Source organism: Burkholderia sp. MSMB2157WGS (assembly GCF_001532755.1).
Taxonomy (GTDB): Bacteria; Pseudomonadota; Gammaproteobacteria; order Burkholderiales; family Burkholderiaceae; genus Burkholderia.
The window spans coordinates 81,809-96,973 of the sequence record NZ_LPJG01000053.1; the positions used below are offsets into that span (position 1 = coordinate 81,809).

At 68.2% G+C, this 15,165-nt stretch carries 13 protein-coding genes; 7 read left to right on the forward strand and 6 right to left on the reverse strand.

Annotated elements, in window-relative coordinates:
* Positions 1-3: 3 nt before the first annotated feature.
* From WT53_RS29915 to argE, 3 genes are read left to right on the forward strand one after another with little or no spacing between them, the layout of a single operon-like run.
* Positions 4-441 (forward strand): RidA family protein, encoded by a 438-nt coding sequence (locus WT53_RS29915; protein WP_034209298.1) that lies wholly within the window; start codon positions 4-6, stop codon positions 439-441.
* 8 nt (positions 442-449) lie between these two features.
* Positions 450-1,127, forward strand: coding sequence for a DUF1028 domain-containing protein (locus tag WT53_RS29920; RefSeq protein ID WP_034209297.1), 678 nt, complete (start codon positions 450-452; stop codon positions 1,125-1,127).
* Entirely contained in the window at positions 1,120-2,283 is a 1,164-nt protein-coding gene (argE, locus tag WT53_RS29925) for an acetylornithine deacetylase (protein ID WP_034209296.1), read from the forward strand. The genes WT53_RS29920 and argE overlap by 8 nt, the downstream gene beginning before the upstream one ends.
* Positions 2,284-2,365: 82 nt before the next feature.
* On the opposite strand, the gene WT53_RS29930 is transcribed toward argE, so the two are convergent.
* Positions 2,366-3,307, reverse strand: coding sequence for a LysR substrate-binding domain-containing protein (locus WT53_RS29930; protein WP_034209295.1), 942 nt, complete (start codon positions 3,305-3,307; stop codon positions 2,366-2,368).
* 383 nt (positions 3,308-3,690) lie between these two features.
* Between WT53_RS29930 and WT53_RS29935 the strand changes: the two genes are divergently transcribed.
* The gene (locus WT53_RS29935) at positions 3,691-5,112 is read left to right on the forward strand and encodes a cytosine permease (protein WP_034209294.1); all 1,422 of its coding nucleotides are present in this window, start codon (positions 3,691-3,693) and stop codon (positions 5,110-5,112) included.
* 96 nt (positions 5,113-5,208) lie between these two features.
* Here WT53_RS29935 and WT53_RS29940 read toward each other — a convergent pair whose 3' ends face one another.
* From WT53_RS29940 to WT53_RS29960, 5 genes are all read right to left on the reverse strand, one after another.
* Complete coding sequence (locus WT53_RS29940; RefSeq protein ID WP_034209293.1) at positions 5,209-7,488, reverse strand: FdhF/YdeP family oxidoreductase; 2,280 nt, start codon at positions 7,486-7,488, stop codon at positions 5,209-5,211.
* A gap of 123 nt (positions 7,489-7,611) precedes the next feature.
* Complete coding sequence (locus WT53_RS29945; RefSeq protein WP_034209292.1) at positions 7,612-10,479, reverse strand: ATP-dependent Clp protease ATP-binding subunit; 2,868 nt, start codon at positions 10,477-10,479, stop codon at positions 7,612-7,614.
* Between the two features lie 631 nt (positions 10,480-11,110).
* Positions 11,111-11,380 carry a hypothetical protein gene (locus tag WT53_RS29950; RefSeq protein WP_034209291.1) on the reverse strand — a complete coding sequence of 90 codons (270 nt, stop codon included), beginning with the start codon at positions 11,378-11,380 and terminating at the stop codon, positions 11,111-11,113.
* 104 nt (positions 11,381-11,484) lie between these two features.
* Entirely contained in the window at positions 11,485-12,300 is an 816-nt protein-coding gene (locus WT53_RS29955) for a family 1 encapsulin nanocompartment shell protein (RefSeq protein WP_034209290.1), read from the reverse strand.
* On the reverse strand, positions 12,293-13,342 hold the full coding sequence (locus WT53_RS29960; RefSeq protein WP_034209289.1) for a Dyp-type peroxidase: 1,050 nt from the start codon (positions 13,340-13,342) through the stop codon (positions 12,293-12,295). The genes WT53_RS29955 and WT53_RS29960 overlap by 8 nt, the downstream gene beginning before the upstream one ends.
* A 441-nt stretch (positions 13,343-13,783) precedes the next feature.
* Between WT53_RS29960 and WT53_RS29965 the strand changes: the two genes are divergently transcribed.
* The 3 genes from WT53_RS29965 (at position 13,784) to WT53_RS29975 (ending at position 15,150) form a co-directional block, all read left to right on the forward strand.
* Positions 13,784-14,161, forward strand: coding sequence for a LysR family transcriptional regulator (locus tag WT53_RS29965; RefSeq protein ID WP_034209496.1), 378 nt, complete (start codon positions 13,784-13,786; stop codon positions 14,159-14,161).
* On the forward strand, positions 14,158-14,610 hold the full coding sequence (locus WT53_RS29970; RefSeq protein WP_034209288.1) for a phosphate-starvation-inducible protein PsiE: 453 nt from the start codon (positions 14,158-14,160) through the stop codon (positions 14,608-14,610). The genes WT53_RS29965 and WT53_RS29970 overlap by 4 nt, the downstream gene beginning before the upstream one ends.
* An 84-nt stretch (positions 14,611-14,694) precedes the next feature.
* Positions 14,695-15,150 (forward strand): DUF1269 domain-containing protein, encoded by a 456-nt coding sequence (locus WT53_RS29975; RefSeq protein ID WP_034209287.1) that lies wholly within the window; start codon positions 14,695-14,697, stop codon positions 15,148-15,150.
* The last annotated feature ends 15 nt before the right edge of the window (positions 15,151-15,165 follow it).

Here is a 15,165-nt window from a genome sequence, read left to right on the forward strand (position 1 = left end):
TCGATGAGCCAGCCTACCCATACGCGTATCCGGATGTTCAACACGAAGGATACCTATCCGAACCAGACGCTCGACAACGACCTGTGCCAGGCCGTGCGGGCCGGCAACACCGTCTACGTGCGCGGTCAGGTCGGCACCGATTTCGACGGCAACCTGATCGGCCTCGGCGACGCGCGCGCGCAGGCCGAGCAGGCGATGAAGAACGTCAAGCAGTTGCTCGAGGAAGCCGGCAGCGACATCACGCATGTCGTGAAGACGACGACCTACCTGATCGATCCGCGTTATCGCGAACCCGTGTACCGGGAAGTCGGCAAGTGGCTGAAAGGCGTCTACCCGATCTCGACGGGGCTCGTCGTCTCCGCGCTCGGGCAGCCGCAGTGGCTGATGGAAATCGACGTGATCGCGGTGATTCCCGACAACTGGCAGCCGAGCCACGCATAGGGGTCGACATGACTTTCTCCATCGTCGGGCGCTGCCCGGAGACGGGCCAGCTCGGGATCGCGATCAGCTCGTCGAGCATCGCGGTGGGCGCGCGCTGCCCGTGGGTGCGCGCGGGCGTCGGCGCCGTCGCGACGCAGAACATCACGCTGCCGGCGCTCGGACCTCAGGTTCTCGACCTGATCGAACACGACCTGCTCGCGCCTGCCGCGGCGCTCGACCGCGCGTTGAGCGCGAACGGCTGGAGCCAGTACAGGCAGGTCACGGCGATCGACGGGCAGGGGCAGACGGCATGCTTCACCGGCAAGGAGGCGCTCGGCACGCATCACGCGGTGCAGGGCGAACAATGCGTGGCGGCCGGCAACCTGCTGGCCGCGCCGGCCGTGATCGACGCGATGGTGCGGGCCTTCGAGCAGGCGTCCGGCCTGCTCGCCGACAGGCTGCTGGCCGCGATGCACGCGGCCATGACGGCCGGCGGCGAGGCCGGCCCGGTGCATTCGGCCGCGTTGAAGGTGGCCGGCGACGTGACCTGGCCGATCGTCGACCTGCGCATCGACTGGGCCGACGCCGATCCGATCGGGCAGCTCGATGCGCTGTGGCGCGCGTATCGACCGCAGATGCAGGACTACCAGACACGCGCGCTGAACCCGACCGCCGCGCCGAGCTACGGAGTGCCGGGCGATGAGTGATCCGTCGAGCCGCGCGTTGCTCGAACGGCTGATCGGCTTCGCGACGGTCAGCCGCGATTCGAATCTCGAGATGATCGGCTTCATCCACGACTATCTCGCTGGGTTCGGTGTGCCGAGCGAACTGTTCTACAACGCGGAACGCACGAAGGCGAGCCTGTATGCGACGATCGGCCCGCGCGATCGCGGCGGCGTCGCACTGTCGGGGCACACCGACGTGGTGCCGGTCGACGGGCAGGCGTGGACGGTCGAGCCGTTCCGGCTGACCGAGCGCGACGGCCGGCTGTACGGCCGCGGCACCGCCGACATGAAGGGCTTCATCGCGTCGGTGCTCGCGGCCGTTCCGGCGTTCGTCGCGCGGCCGCTGAGCCTGCCGGTGCATCTCGCGTTCTCGTATGACGAGGAAGTCGGCTGTCTCGGTGTGCGGCCGATGCTTGAACGACTCGCCGCGCGCGAACATCGTCCGCGGATGTGCCTGATCGGCGAGCCGACCGAACTGAAGCCGGTGCTCGGTCACAAGGGCAAGCTCGCGATGCGCTGCCACGTGAAGGGCGCCGCGTGTCACTCGGCCTACGCGCCGTCGGGCGTCAACGCGATCGACTATGCGGCGAAGCTGATCGGCCGGCTCGGCGAGATCGGCGCGGCGCTCGCGCGGCCGGAACGGCACGACGGCCGCTTCGATCCGCCGTTCTCGACCGTGCAGACGGGGCTGATCAAGGGCGGCCGCGCGCTGAACATCGTGCCGGCCGAATGCGAATTCGATTTCGAGGTGCGTGCGCTGCCGGATTTCGATGCGCACGACGTGCCGAGAACGCTGCAGGACTATGCGGAATCCGAACTGTTGCCGAGGATGCGCGCGGTGCAGCCCGATACCGACATCCGGCTGCAGCCGCTCGGCGCGTATCCGGGGCTGGCGACCGCGCCGGACAGCGAGGCCGCGCGCCTGCTCGCGCTGCTGAGCGGGTCCGACGCGTTCGGCACGGTGGCGTTCGGCACCGAGGGCGGGTTGTTCGGGCAGGCCGGCATTCCGACCGTGGTGTGCGGGCCGGGCAGCATGGATCAGGGACACAAGCCCGACGAGTTCGTCACGCTCGAACAACTGCATGGATGCGACGCGATGCTGGGCCGTCTGGTCGCGTATCTCTCGTCCGCCGCTTGAACGGGCGGCCGGCACGCACGCGCCGCACCCGGCGGCGCGCGTGTCGTCCTCGTCCTGTTCCCGATCGTCGACCGTGCCGCCGCTATCGAGCCGATGGCGGCGATTGCGCCGATTGCGCGACGATCTGCGCGAGCCGCTCGCGGCAGAAATCGACGAACGACTGCGCCTGTTTCGTGAGCTGACCGCGCTTCAGCCGTGCGCTCACGAGCCCGGACGGGCTGACCGTTTCGCTGAGGCCGATCGTCACGACGCGCTGGCCGTCGTACGTATAGTCGGAATGCGGGCGCGTGACGAGCAGCGAGAAACCGAAGCCGCGGCCGACCATCCCGCGCACCATCTCGATCGACGGCGAGCCGAACACGATGTTCGGCGTGAGCCCGAGCTCGTGAAACAGGCTGACGAAATACGTGCGGCTCGGCTGCACGTCGAGCAGGATCATCGGCTCGATGCACAGGTCGCGCAGCGACACGTGCGTCTGGCCCGCGAACCGGTGGTGCTCCGGAAGCAGCACGTACGGCTGCTGCGGCGGCATCAGCGGCTCGGTTTCGATCGTGCCGTCGAGATCGTGGTCGTACATCAGTGCGAGATCGAACGTGCCGGACGTCAGCCCCTGCACGAGTTCCTGCTGGTCGCCGTCGCGCAGCCGGATGTTCACGCCCGGGTAGCGCTCGCGAAAACCCGCGATCAGTTGCGGCAGATAGAGCGGCGCGACCGTCTCGAAGCAGCCGATGTCGATCTGCCCGGTGATCACGTCGTTGTCGGCGAGCGCGTTCTGTTCGAACTCGTGCGCGATGCGCAGCAGTTCCTGCGCTTTCCGGTAGAAGCGCGTGCCGCTCGGCGTCAGCGACACGCCCTGCGCGTGGTGGCGAATGAACAGCTTCACGCCGAAGCTCTCTTCCAGCCCTTTGATCGCGCTGGAAATCGACGGTTGCGCGATGAAGAGCTGACGCGATGCCTCGGCGACGCTGCCGGATTCGACCGTCGTGACGAAGTATTTCAGTTGCCGCAAAGTGTAGTGAGCCACAAGCACCCCTGATGCCCGGCCCCGGCGTGCCGCCGCGGGCGCATGCTGTTGGATTCGCGTAGCACCTTACCTGAAGTCGTTCGGCGCCGAAATTTCCGCTGCAGAGCTTTTTCGTATGTCGCGGAAATATTTTTAGTATTTTCCGGTCCCGATGCGCATGGCGCACCATCGTCTCCAGCCTGGATCGCGACGAGGCCGCGTGGGTGCCGGCAGGACACGTCATCCGTCCCCGCCTGGCGGCGCACGCGACGCTTCGTTCGGCGCCGCCGCGTGCATGCAGCGCGGCGGCGCTCGCGTATCCGGACCGATTGCCGGCGCGCCCCCCGACGCGCGCCGGCGCACACGGCACGCGCGCATCGCCGCGCAGGACTGGAGACATCACCATGACGAACGCGGAACGCAATGCGTCCCCGATGATAGAAAAGCACACGATCGGCTATGTGCCGCCCTCGGAACGCCACGGCAAGGTGCGCGACCTGTTCACGCTCTGGTTCGGCGGCAACATCGCGCCGCTGCCGATCGTGACCGGCGCGCTCGGCGTGCAGATGTTCCACCTGAACCTGATGTGGGGCATCGTCGCGATCGTCGTCGGCCAGGCGGTCGGCGGCGTGCTGATGGCGCTGCATTCGGCGCAGGGGCCGCAGATGGGGATTCCGCAGATGATCCAGAGCCGCGCGCAGTTCGGCTCGTGGGGCGCGCTGCTCGTCACGGTGATCGCGGCCGTGATGTACGTCGGCTTTTTCGCGTCGAACATCGTGCTCGCGGGCAAGTCGGTGCACGGCATCGCGTCGTCGGTGCCGGTTCCCGTCGGCATCGTGATCGGCGCGGTAGGCTCCGGGCTGATCGGGATCGTCGGCTACCGGTTCATCCACATCCTGAACCGGATCGGCACATGGGTGCTCGGCATCGGCATCGCCGTCGGTTTCTGGATGATCCTGTCGCACGTGAGCACCGCCGATTTCCTGACGCGCGGCGGCTTCGACTTCGCGGGCTGGCTCGCGACGGTATCGCTGTCGGCGCTGTGGCAGATCGCGTTCGCGCCGTACGTGTCGGACTATTCGCGCTATCTGCCGGAAAACGTCGGCGTCGCGTCGACGTTCTGGGCAACCTATCTCGGCTGCACGATCGGCTCGACGCTCGCGTTCGTCTTCGGCGCGGTCGCGGTGCTCGCGGTGCCGGCCGGCGCGGACACGATGGATGCGGTCAAGCAGGCGACCGGCCCGCTCGGCCCGTTGATGCTGGTGCTGTTCCTGCTGAGCGTGATCAGCCACAACGCGCTGAACCTGTACGGCGCGGTGCTCGCGGTGATCACGTCGGTACAGACGGTCGCATACAAGTGGATTCCGACCGCGAAGACGCGCGCGGTGGTGTCGGTCGCGATCTTCGTCGCCTGCTGCTATGCGGCGATCGGCGCGTCGACGAACTTCGTCGGCAACCTCGTCGATCTCGTGCTCGCGCTGCTGGTCGTGCTGGTGCCGTGGACGGCAATCAACCTGATCGACTTCTACGTGATCCACAAGGGCAAGTACGACATCCAGTCGATCTTCATGGCGGACGGCGGGATCTACGGCCGCTTCAATCCGCAGGCGCTGCTCGCGTATGCGATCGGCATCGTCGTGCAGATTCCGTTCATGAACACGCCGATGTACGCCGGCCCGATTCCCGCCCATCTGGGCGGCGCGGACCTGTCGTGGCTCGTGGGCCTGCTGCTGACGTCGCCGCTGTACTACTGGCTCGCGACGCGCGACAGCGCGTATCGGCGCCGGCAGACGGGCGCGACGATGCCGCCGACGGCGGCACGATGAAGAAGGGGCCGCCGCGTCGCTCGCGCCGCGGCGGCGAGCGGTGGCGGGAGTCGGGCAGGCACGCAGCGGGCTACGTGGCGCGCGCCTGCCGCGGCATCACACGACGGCGGAGCGCACGACGCGCACCGGCACCGACTTGTACGACGGCGTGCCGCTTTCCTTGTCGATGTAATCGAGCGGCACGAGCACGTTCGCTTCCGGGTAGTATGCCCCGACCGAGCCCGGCGCGATGTCGTACTCGATCGCGGTGATCTTCTCGAGGCGCAGCGTACGGCCCGATGCGGTGACCGTCTCGATGTCGACGAGGTCGCCGTGTTCGAGCCCGTACTTCTCGAGATCGGCCGCGTTCATGAACAGCACGTCGCGCCGCCCGAACACGCCGCGATAGCGATCGTCGAGCCCGTAGATCGTCGTGTTGTACTGGTCGTGGCTGCGCAGCGTGATCAGGCGCAGCACCTGTTCGGCGCCGAGCACGTCCGCGTCCTCCTTCACGCCCTTGTAGACCGAGAACATCGCCTTGCCGGTCGGCGTCGGCCACACGCGCTCGGTGGGCGGCAGCGGCAGGCGGAAGCCGCCCGGCGTGCGAATGCGCTCGTTGAACGCCTCGAAGCCGGATACCGTCTTGTCGATCAGGTCGCGGATGCGATCGTAGTCGGCGATCAGGTCGAGCCATGCGACCTTGCTGTTCGGCAGCGTCGCGTGTGCGATGCCGGCCACGATCGCCGGCTCCGAGCGCAACTGGTCCGATGCGGGCTTGAGCTTGCCGGCCGACGCATGGACCATCGACATCGAATCCTCGACGGTGATCGACTGCCGGCCGGTGGCCTGCATGTCGAGCTCGGTGCGGCCGAGCACCGGCAGGATGAAGGTTTCCTTGCCGACCAGCAGGTGCGAACGGTTGAGCTTCGTGCCGAGATGCACGCTCAGGTCGAGCTTCGCCATCGCCGGGAACGACTGTTCCGGATCGGGCAGCGCGACCGCGAAGTTGCCGCCGAGGCACAGCAGCGCCTTCGCGGTGCCGTCGATCATCGCCTGCATCGCCTGCACGGCGTCGTGCCCGTGCTGCGCGGGCGGCGTGAAGCCGCACACGTCCTCGATCTTCTTCAGGAATTCGGCCGACGGCTTCTCGGTGATGCCGACCGTGCGGTTGCCCTGCACGTTCGAATGACCGCGCAGCGGGCACACGCCGGCGCCGGGCTTGCCGATGTTGCCGCGCATCAGCAGCAGGTCGGCGATCAGGCGCACGGTGGCCGTGCCCTTGTTGTGCTGCGTGACGCCCATCCCGTACGTGACGATCGTCGCGTTCGACTTCGCATACGCGAGCGCGACCTGTTCGAGTTGCGCCTGGCTCAGGCCGCTCGCGCGTTCGATGTCGTCCCACGACGTGGCGTCGAGATCGGCCGAGAACGCCTCGAAGCCGCTGGTGTGCTGCGCGATGAAGTCGCGGTCGAGCACGTTGCCTTGCTCGGCCTCGAGCCGCAGCAGCGCCTTCATGATGCCCTTCAGCGCGGCCGCGTCGCCGCCCGCATCGACCTGGTAGTACGTCGACGCGATTCGCGTCGAGCCGAACGACGCCATCTCGATCATGTCCTGCGGATCGGCGAAGCGTTCGAGCGCGCGCTCGCGCAGCGGGTTGAACACGATGATCGGCACGTTGCGGCGCGCGCACTCGTGCAGCGTGCCCATCATTCGCGGATGGTTCGTGCCGGGGTTGTGGCCGATCGAGATGATCAGCTCGCAGTGGTCGAAATCCTCCAGCGACACGGTGCCCTTGCCGATGCCGATCGATTGCGGCAGGCCGACGCTGGTCGGCTCGTGGCACATGTTCGAGCAGTCGGGGAAGTTGTTGGTGCCGAGCTCGCGCGCGAACAGCTGGTACAGGTACGCGGCTTCGTTCGACGCGCGGCCCGACGTGTAGAACTCGACCTGCTCGGGCGGCAGCGCGCGCAGCACTTCGCCGATGCGCGCGAATGCGTCGTCCCATTCGATCGCGCGGAACGTGTCGGTCGCGCGGTCGTAGACGAGCGGATGGGTGAGCCGGCCCATGTTCTCCAGTTCGTAGTCCGACATGCGCAGCAGCGACGACACGGTGTTCGCCGCGAAGAACTCGGGCGTCACGCGCTTGGTCGTCGCTTCCCACGTGACGGCCTTCGCGCCGTTCTCGCAGAACTGGAACGTCGACTTGTGCTCCTTGTCGGGCCACGCGCAGCCGGGGCAGTCGAAGCCGTCGGGCTGGTTGGTCCGCATCAGCACGATCGGCGCCTCGATGGTTTCCATCTGCGTGCGCACCGCATCGGCTGTCGCGCGAAGCGCGCCCCAACCGCCGGCGGGCCCATCGTATTTCCTGATGCCTGGCACTTCGCGTCGATTTGTCATGTGAATCTCCAATAGCCGGGCCCGGTGCGGGCGGCTCGGTTGCGCCGTGTCGCGGCGTGGGGCGGCTCCGTCCGGCGGACGGAGCCGGTCATGCGTGCCCCGGGTGGCGGGGCATGCGTTTTTCTAGCGGGCGTCCTTCTTCGCGCCGGACGACTTCTTGCCGGGCTTCGCCGTGGGCGGCGGGGCGTCGGCGGGCGTGTCGTCCGGCTTCGCGTCGCCGGTTGCGTTGGCAGCCTTGCCGGCCTTGCCGTTCGCTTCAGGCTTGCCGTCGGCGTCCTGCTTCGCGTTCTTCGTGCCTTTTGCTGCCTTGGTGTCCTTCGCTTCGGGCGCGGCGAGCTTGTTGAACTTCACTTCGTCGCTGTCCTCGTCGTAGTCGACTTCGCACCGGTCGCCCGACTTCAGCCGGTCGGCGAGGATCTCTTTCGCGAGTCGCGTCTCGATGGTCTGCCGGATCTGGCGCTTCAGCTCGCGCGCGCCGAACTCCGGCTGGTAGCCGGCTTCGGTCAGGTGCGCGACGAGCGAGTCGCCCATCACGAGCGTGATGTCCTGCGCGGCGGCCGTGCGCACCACGCGGTCGAGCTGGATCTGCACGATCGCGCGGATGTCGTCCTTCGACAGCGCGTGGAAGACGATCACCTCGTCGATCCGGTTCAGGAACTCGGGCCGGAAATGCCCCTTCAGCACCTGCATGAGTTCGTCGCGGATCGCCTTGTCGGTCTTGCGCGCGGCTTCCGGCTGCGTGAGGTTGTCCATGATGATCGCCGCGCCGAGGTTGCTGGTCGCGATGATGATCGTGTTGCTGAAATCGACCACGCGGCCCTTGCCGTCGGTCAGGCGGCCGTCGTCGAACACCTGCAGCAGCACGTTGTAGACGTCCGGGTGCGCCTTCTCGATCTCGTCGAGCAGGATCACGCTGTACGGGCGGCGCCGCACGCGCTCGGTGAGCTGGCCGCCTTCGTCGTAGCCGACGTAGCCGGGCGGCGCGCCGATCAGCCGCGCGACCGCGTGGCGCTCCATGTATTCCGACATGTCGATGCGGATGATCGCCTGCTCGTCGCCGAACACGGTCTCGGCCAGCGCCTTCGCGAGCTCGGTCTTGCCGACGCCCGTCGGCCCGAGGAACAGGAACGTCGCGATCGGCCGGTGCGTCTGGCCGAGCCCCGCGCGCGACAGCCGCACGGCATCGCTGACGGCGACCACCGCATCGCTCTGGCCGACCACGCGCTCGCGCAACTGCTCTTCCATCTTCAGCAGCTTCTGGCGTTCTTCCTGCGTGAGTTCGGACACGGGGATGCCGGTCAGTCGCGACACGACCTCGGCCACCGATTCGACGGTCACTTCGAGCGTCTCCGAGCCGGTCTTGCGCTGCCACGCCTCCATCATCTCGTCGACGGCCTTCTGCTTCGCGTTGATCTGCTCTTCGAACTGTTTCGCTTCGTCGAAGCGCTTGCGCGAGGTCGCATAGTCCTGCTCGCGCTTCAGTTGCGCGATCTGCGCTTCGCCTTCCTGAATGTCGACCGGACGCGACGTCGCGCCGATCCGCACGCGCGCGGCCGCCTGGTCGATCAGGTCGATCGCCTTGTCGGGCAGGAAGCGCGACGTGATGTAGCGGTCGGCGAACTCGGCGGCCGCGACGAACGCGTCGTCGGCGAACGTCACCTGGTGATGCGCCTCGAGGCTGTCGCGCAGCCCGCGCAGGATCACGATCGTCTGCTCGACGCTCGGCTCCGGCACGAACACGGGCTGGAAGCGGCGTTCGAGCGCGGCGTCCTTCTCGATGTACTTCTGGTATTCGTTGAGCGTCGTCGCGCCGATCAGGCTCAGCTCGCCGCGCGCGAGCGCGGGCTTCAGCACGTTCGCGATGTCGAGGCCGCCTTCGCCGCCGCCCTGGCCCGCGCCGACGATCGTGTGCAGCTCGTCGATGAACAGGATCAGTTCGTCCTGCTTCGCCGTCACTTCGTCGATCAGCTGCTTCGCGCGTTCCTCGAATTCGCCGCGATACTTCGCGCCGGCCACCATCGAGTTGATGTTGACTTCGACGAGCCGCTTGTCGCGCAGCACTTCGGGCACGTCGCCGTTGACGATCCGCTGCGCGAGCCCTTCGACGATCGCCGTCTTGCCGACGCCCGGCTCGCCGATCAGCACCGGATTGTTCTTCTTGCGGCGCGCGAGCACCTCGATCGTGCTTTCGATTTCCTGCGCGCGGCCGAGCACCGGATCGAGCTTGCCCTGGCGTGCGATCGCGGTGAGGTCGCGGCCGAACTTGTCGAGGTTCGGCGTGCCGGTCGGCGCGTCGACGCGGCCGTCCTCGGCGCCCTTGCCGACCACCTTCACGACCTTCTGGCGCAGCGCCTCGGGCGTTACGCCGTATTTCTTCAGCAGCGTGCCGGCGACGCTGTCCGGCACCGATGCGAGCCCGATCAGCAGGTGCTCGGGGCCGATGTACGAGTGGCCGAGATCGCGCGACGCCTGGAACGCGTATTGGACGGCCTTCTTCACGCGCGGCGAGATCGACAGCTTGTCGAGCGGCGCATCGGGCGCGGCCGTGCCGGTGTGCGCGTGCTCGTCGATGTACGACCGGATGTCTTGCGGCGACAGCTTCAATTCCTTCAGCAGCGCGGCGCAGACGTCGGTGTCGGCGAGCGCGTACAACAGGTGCTCGGAATCGAGCTCGCTGCGGCGCAGCTCGTGCGCCTTCTCGGCCGCGCGCTGCAGCAGTTCGAGCGTCTGTTCGCTGAATGCGTCGGTCGGGTCGACCGATTCGCGCGGAATCTCGGCGGCGAGCGGCGATTCGTCGCCGAGGCCGCCGAACAACGACGACGGTCCGCCGCCGCCCAACAGCGAATCGAACGGATTGAGCATGCTCTGATGCCGCATCAGCTGGCGGAAGTGGTAATCGCAGATCGAGATCGTCTTGCGCTCGCCGTCCTGCATCACGGTTGCGCGCGCGACGGCCGGCCGGGCGTGACAGATATCGCAAAGTGCGGGCATGGTGGTCTGGCTCCTGTCGGTGAAGGTGGGGCGAAGGGTGAAGCCCGATGCGGTGCGGCGCTCACGCGCGCCGACCGCGCAGGCACGACACGCACCGCGGCGGCGCGCGGGCCGCACCCGTGCGATCGCGCAGCGCGCGCCGGCGTGGCGCACGGTCGCGGTCCGGGCGGAAAGCGCGCGTGCCGAGAGGAGCCCACGGCATCGCTTCGACTGCGTTCAAAATAGCGAATCGGCGCGGGCCATCCAAGACACAGTTCCATGCCGGACCGGCCGTGAATTGCACCCTCACATGGGCGCGCGATTCGACGGCAAGGAGTACAGACGGGCGCGCGCACGGCGGCGCGGGCCGCCGGCGGTGGAAGGGGGCGGGAAAGCGGTAAAGGGCGGCGGGCGAACGGCGCGGTGCGACATGGGCGCGCAGGGCGCCGGCAGCCGGCAAACCGTGAGCGAAAGGGGGAGAGAAGCGGGGAGTGAAGCGGCGAGCGAACCGGAGTGCGACACGCAGCGCGGGCGCGAACCGGCTACGCCCGGCCCCGCGCGCACCGCAGCCGGTGCGCGCCGTGGGGCCGGCGCAGGCGAGCGCGGGGTGCACGGTACGCGCCGGACATCGCGCAACCGCGGTCGACCGCGATCAGTCCGACAGTGTCATCGCGAGCCGTTGCCGTGCGATCTGCTTCACGTCGGCCGAGAGCGTCGCATTCGACAGACCATTGGCCCAGACGGAGAACGAATCCTCGATCAGGTTGCGCGTGTCGGGCGGCAGCTCGGCCAGCATCAGCGACACGACGGTAAACAGCACGGCGGTATCGCCGGCCTGGCTGCCCGCGTTGGCATCGACCTTCTGCTGCAGGGTAGCGACGGACGCTTGCAGCGCCTGTAATGCGTCATTCGATTCGCTCATGACATCCTCCATGCGAGATGGGCTGGATCGGCGACGAACCTGCGGCCGGCAGCGCGAGCGTCGCGCGCGACGCCCGGGCGGGCATCGCGCGCCGGCAACCGCGCTCAGGCGGCCGCGCCGTCCTGCGGCGCCACGGCCACCGATGCCTCGCTCGTCAGCATCAGGAACGTGAACGTTTCGCGCAGGTACAGGCGGACGCCCTTGTCGGTGTGGCTCGTGTAGCCGATCGACACGTCTTCCCCGAGGTGCAGCTCGTAATCGCCGCCGCGCGTGGACAGCACGCAGCCGCCGCTGATCGCCGGCGCCCAGATGATTTCGCCGCTGACGATGCGTTTGATGTGGCCGAGGACCGGATAGCCCTGGTCGCGCGCTTCGCTGAGCGCGGTGTACGCGTCCGACCCGAGCACGACCGAGTACGGGCCGTCGACGCCGGCGAGGCGCAGCGCCTCCAGCGCGTCGCTGATCGCATCCGGGTACGCGCTCACGTCCGCCGGCAGCGTGAGCCGGCGGTTCGACGTGCCTTCGCGGATGCCGACGATGCCGGCCGCGCGGTAGCCGTCGAAAATCGCGTTGTCTTCGGCGAACGCGAGCCGCTGCGCGGCTTCCTTCGCCGGCTGCCAGTCGGCGTCGCGCGCGCCGCGCTCGACGCTGTCGATCGCGTCGCGGCTCAACTCGAACGGCACCGTCAGCTCGACGATCGTGCGCACTTCGCGCAGCCGCGCGTTCACGTGCTCGCGCGGCGCGGCGACGTCGAGCAGGTGCCCGGTGCCGACGGCCGACAGCTCGGGGCCTGCGGGGCCGTCGACGTCGACGACGCGGCGGCCGGCCACCGAGCGTTTGAAGGTGCGCGCCACTTCCTCCTCGATTTGTTCCCAGGCGGCGGACGAGATCGGGGCGAGTTCGCGGTGCAGGTTATTCATAGGTCGGGATTCCTTTCAGCGAGCCGATGTTCAGCGAGCCGTCGCGCGGCGGCGCGGACGGCGCGGATTCCGGTTGGGCGGCGCCGGCGGCCGGCGCCGCGCGATCGGCGAGCGCTTCGAGCAGGTCGGCCGACGGCACGAAGAACAGCGAGCCGGTGACCGCGCGGCTGTAGTCGAGCAGGCGGTCGTAGTTGCCGGGCGGACGGCCGACGAACATGTTCTCGAGCATCCGCTCGATCGGCGCCGGCGAGCGCGCATAGCCGATGAAATAGGTGCCGAATTCGCCGGCGCCCGGGCGCCCGAACGGCATGTTGTCGCGCAGGATCTTCACTTCCCGGCCGCCCTCGTCGAGCGTGGTCAGCGAGCTGTGCGAGCACGACGGCTTCACGTCCGGCGCGAGCTCGATGTCGGACAGCTTGGTGCGGCCGATGATGCGCTCCTGCGTCTCGACCGCGAGCGCGTTCCAGCCGGCCATGTCGTGCAGGTACTTCTGCACGAGCACGTAGCTGCCGCCCGCGAATTCGGCATCCTCGTCGCCGATCACCGTGAAGTCGACCGCCGCGCGGCCTTCCGGATTCTCGGTGCCGTCGACGAAGCCGATCATCGCGCGCTGGTCGAAATTGCGGAAGCCGTGCACTTCGTCGACGACCGTGACCGCGTCGCCGAGCGCGCCGAGCAGTTGCGTCGCGAGCTCGAAGCACAGGTCCATCGCTTCGGCGCGGATGTGCAGCAGGATGTCGCCGGGCGTCGCGACCGCGACGCGCTGGCCGGCGCCGAATTCGCGGAACGGATGCAGCGACGCCGGACGCGGCTCGCCGAACAGCGCATCCCATGCATCGGAGCCGAAGCCGCATACGCACGTGAGGTTGCCGCCCGGTACGCGCTTGCCGACCGAGCGCACGAGCGCGGCGATGTCGCCGCACCACGAACGGATCGTGTCGGCGTGATCGGCGCCGGGATTGATCGTCGCCACGAGAAAGATCGCGCTGCGCGTGATCGTGCTGTGAACGGCCTGGGAGATCGGGGGAGGGGGCGTCTGCATCGCGGCCTGCCGGTCAGTCGGGTCGGGACGGACGGGCCGCGGCAGCCGCGGCGCGCGAAGGCGAACGGTTGAACTGTGTCATGCGACGGTTCTCTGTGCTCTGTGTGACATGCGGATGAAGGACGTTGCGCGGGCATCGCGCAACGGGCCGCAGCGGCGGCGGCCGCCCCCCGGCGCGAAGGGAAGGCGGACGGTGGCGCCGCGCGTTCGCCCGGCGCGTGAACTGCCGCACCGCGTAACGTCGTCGAGCATGCAATCTAGCAGCTTCGGCGGGTCTTTGGAACACGTATCGACGATCTGTCATTCGAATGGATCAAACCGGGCCGGGTTTTGTGCGGCGGCGGCGCAGCTGTACTCCTGACGCCCGCGGCGCTGTGCTCTTGAGCGTGCGTGTCGCGTGCAGTAGATTAGGTTCCGCTCCGCCCGACGACGGCCATCATGATGAACCTTTTGGAAGCGATGCGTATTTTCGGTGCAATCGTCGAGCAGGGCGGGCTGCGCGGCGCGGCGTCCGATCTGAAGCTCGACGTCGCGCAGGTCGATGCGCGGCTCGATGGCCTCGAACGCTATCTCGGCTGCCGGTTGCTGCTGGATCGCGCGGGCGACGATGTCGTGTGCACCGATGCCGGCGTCGCGTTTTACGCGTGTTGCCGGCGGACGCTGTCCGCGGTCGCGCAGGCGACCGGCGCGAGCGCAGCCGATGCGTGCGCAACGGTTTCCGGTCCGCCCGTCGCGGGCTTTCCGTTACCCGACACCACCCGCCGCGGCGACGCGGCATCGATCGCACCCTCTACGACACTGCACCGGTCAACGCGTTGAATACGTCCACTGCATCCGCCGATACGACCGCCGAGCGCATTCGTCGCCGCTTCGGTCATTTCCTGCACGCGGCCGAGCTGGCCGGGCTGGTCGTGATCGGGCTGGCGACCGCGTTCGCGATGACGCAGGAAGCGTGGAAGGTCGTGCTCGCGGGCGAAGTGTCGCTGACCGACCTGCTGCTGATGTTCCTGTATCTGGAAGTGCTCGCGATGGACCTGCGCTATCTGCGGCTCGGCCGGCTGCCGGTGCGGTTTCCGCTGTTCATCGCGATGACGTCGCTCGCGCGCGACCTGATCCTGCGCGGCGCGACCGACAGTCCCGAGCGGATGCTGATGACGACCTTCGGAATCGTGCTGCTCGCGGTGGGCGTGCTGATCCTGAGTTTCGGGCAGCACCGCTTTCCGGCGGACGTCGACGATGTCGAGGACGACGTGCATGCCCGCAAGTAACGCGCGGGCGGCATGCGGAGCGAACCCCGGCGCGCCGCGCGAGGTGCGGCGGTCCTACCTTCATCCCACCACACGAGGTGTCGCATGACCAGGCAATTGATCGTCGCCGTGTTCGGCGGCGTCGACACGGCTCGGCAGGCCGCGAACGATTTCGACGCGCTGTCGGAGAAGAACGAAGGATTCCACATCGAGAACGGCGTCGTCGTCGAGAAGGACGCGAACGGCAAGCTCGCGGTGCTCGACGCCGAATCGCGGCCGTTCAAGGGCGGCGTGATCGGCGCGATCGCGGGCGGGTTGCTCGGCCTGCTCGCCGGGCCGCTCGGCGTGGCGACCGGCATGGCGGCCGGCGCGGGCGCCGGCATGCTCGCGCACGCGGCCGGCAATGCGCTGCTCGACGGTGCGTTCGTCGAGACGGTCGCGGCGCGGCTCGTGCCCGGCAGCGTCGCGGTCATTCTCGAAGCGAAGGAGGACACGCCGTTCTCGGTCGACAACGTCGTGACGGGATTCGGCGGCAAGGTCTTTCGCCAGGCGCTCGATTGAGCGCGTTCCTTTCGA

Bases quoted from the DNA above. Each gene is read 5' to 3' on its own strand.
- WT53_RS29955 (WP_034209290.1), bottom strand. From the start codon at position 12,300: ATGAATAACCTGCACCGCGAACTCGCCCCGATCTCGTCCGCCGCCTGG.
- WT53_RS29920 (WP_034209297.1), top strand. From the start codon at position 450: ATGACTTTCTCCATCGTCGGGCGCTGCCCGGAGACGGGCCAGCTCGGG.
- WT53_RS29960 (WP_034209289.1), bottom strand. From the start codon at position 13,342: ATGCAGACGCCCCCTCCCCCGATCTCCCAGGCCGTTCACAGCACGATC.
- WT53_RS29915 (WP_034209298.1), top strand. From the start codon at position 4: ATGAGCCAGCCTACCCATACGCGTATCCGGATGTTCAACACGAAGGAT.
- WT53_RS29965 (WP_034209496.1), top strand. From the start codon at position 13,784: ATGAACCTTTTGGAAGCGATGCGTATTTTCGGTGCAATCGTCGAGCAG.
- WT53_RS29940 (WP_034209293.1), bottom strand. From the start codon at position 7,488: ATGACAAATCGACGCGAAGTGCCAGGCATCAGGAAATACGATGGGCCC.
- WT53_RS29975 (WP_034209287.1), top strand. From the start codon at position 14,695: ATGACCAGGCAATTGATCGTCGCCGTGTTCGGCGGCGTCGACACGGCT.
- WT53_RS29945 (WP_034209292.1), bottom strand. From the start codon at position 10,479: ATGCCCGCACTTTGCGATATCTGTCACGCCCGGCCGGCCGTCGCGCGC.
- WT53_RS29950 (WP_034209291.1), bottom strand. From the start codon at position 11,380: ATGAGCGAATCGAATGACGCATTACAGGCGCTGCAAGCGTCCGTCGCT.
- WT53_RS29935 (WP_034209294.1), top strand. From the start codon at position 3,691: ATGACGAACGCGGAACGCAATGCGTCCCCGATGATAGAAAAGCACACG.
- argE (WP_034209296.1), top strand. From the start codon at position 1,120: ATGAGTGATCCGTCGAGCCGCGCGTTGCTCGAACGGCTGATCGGCTTC.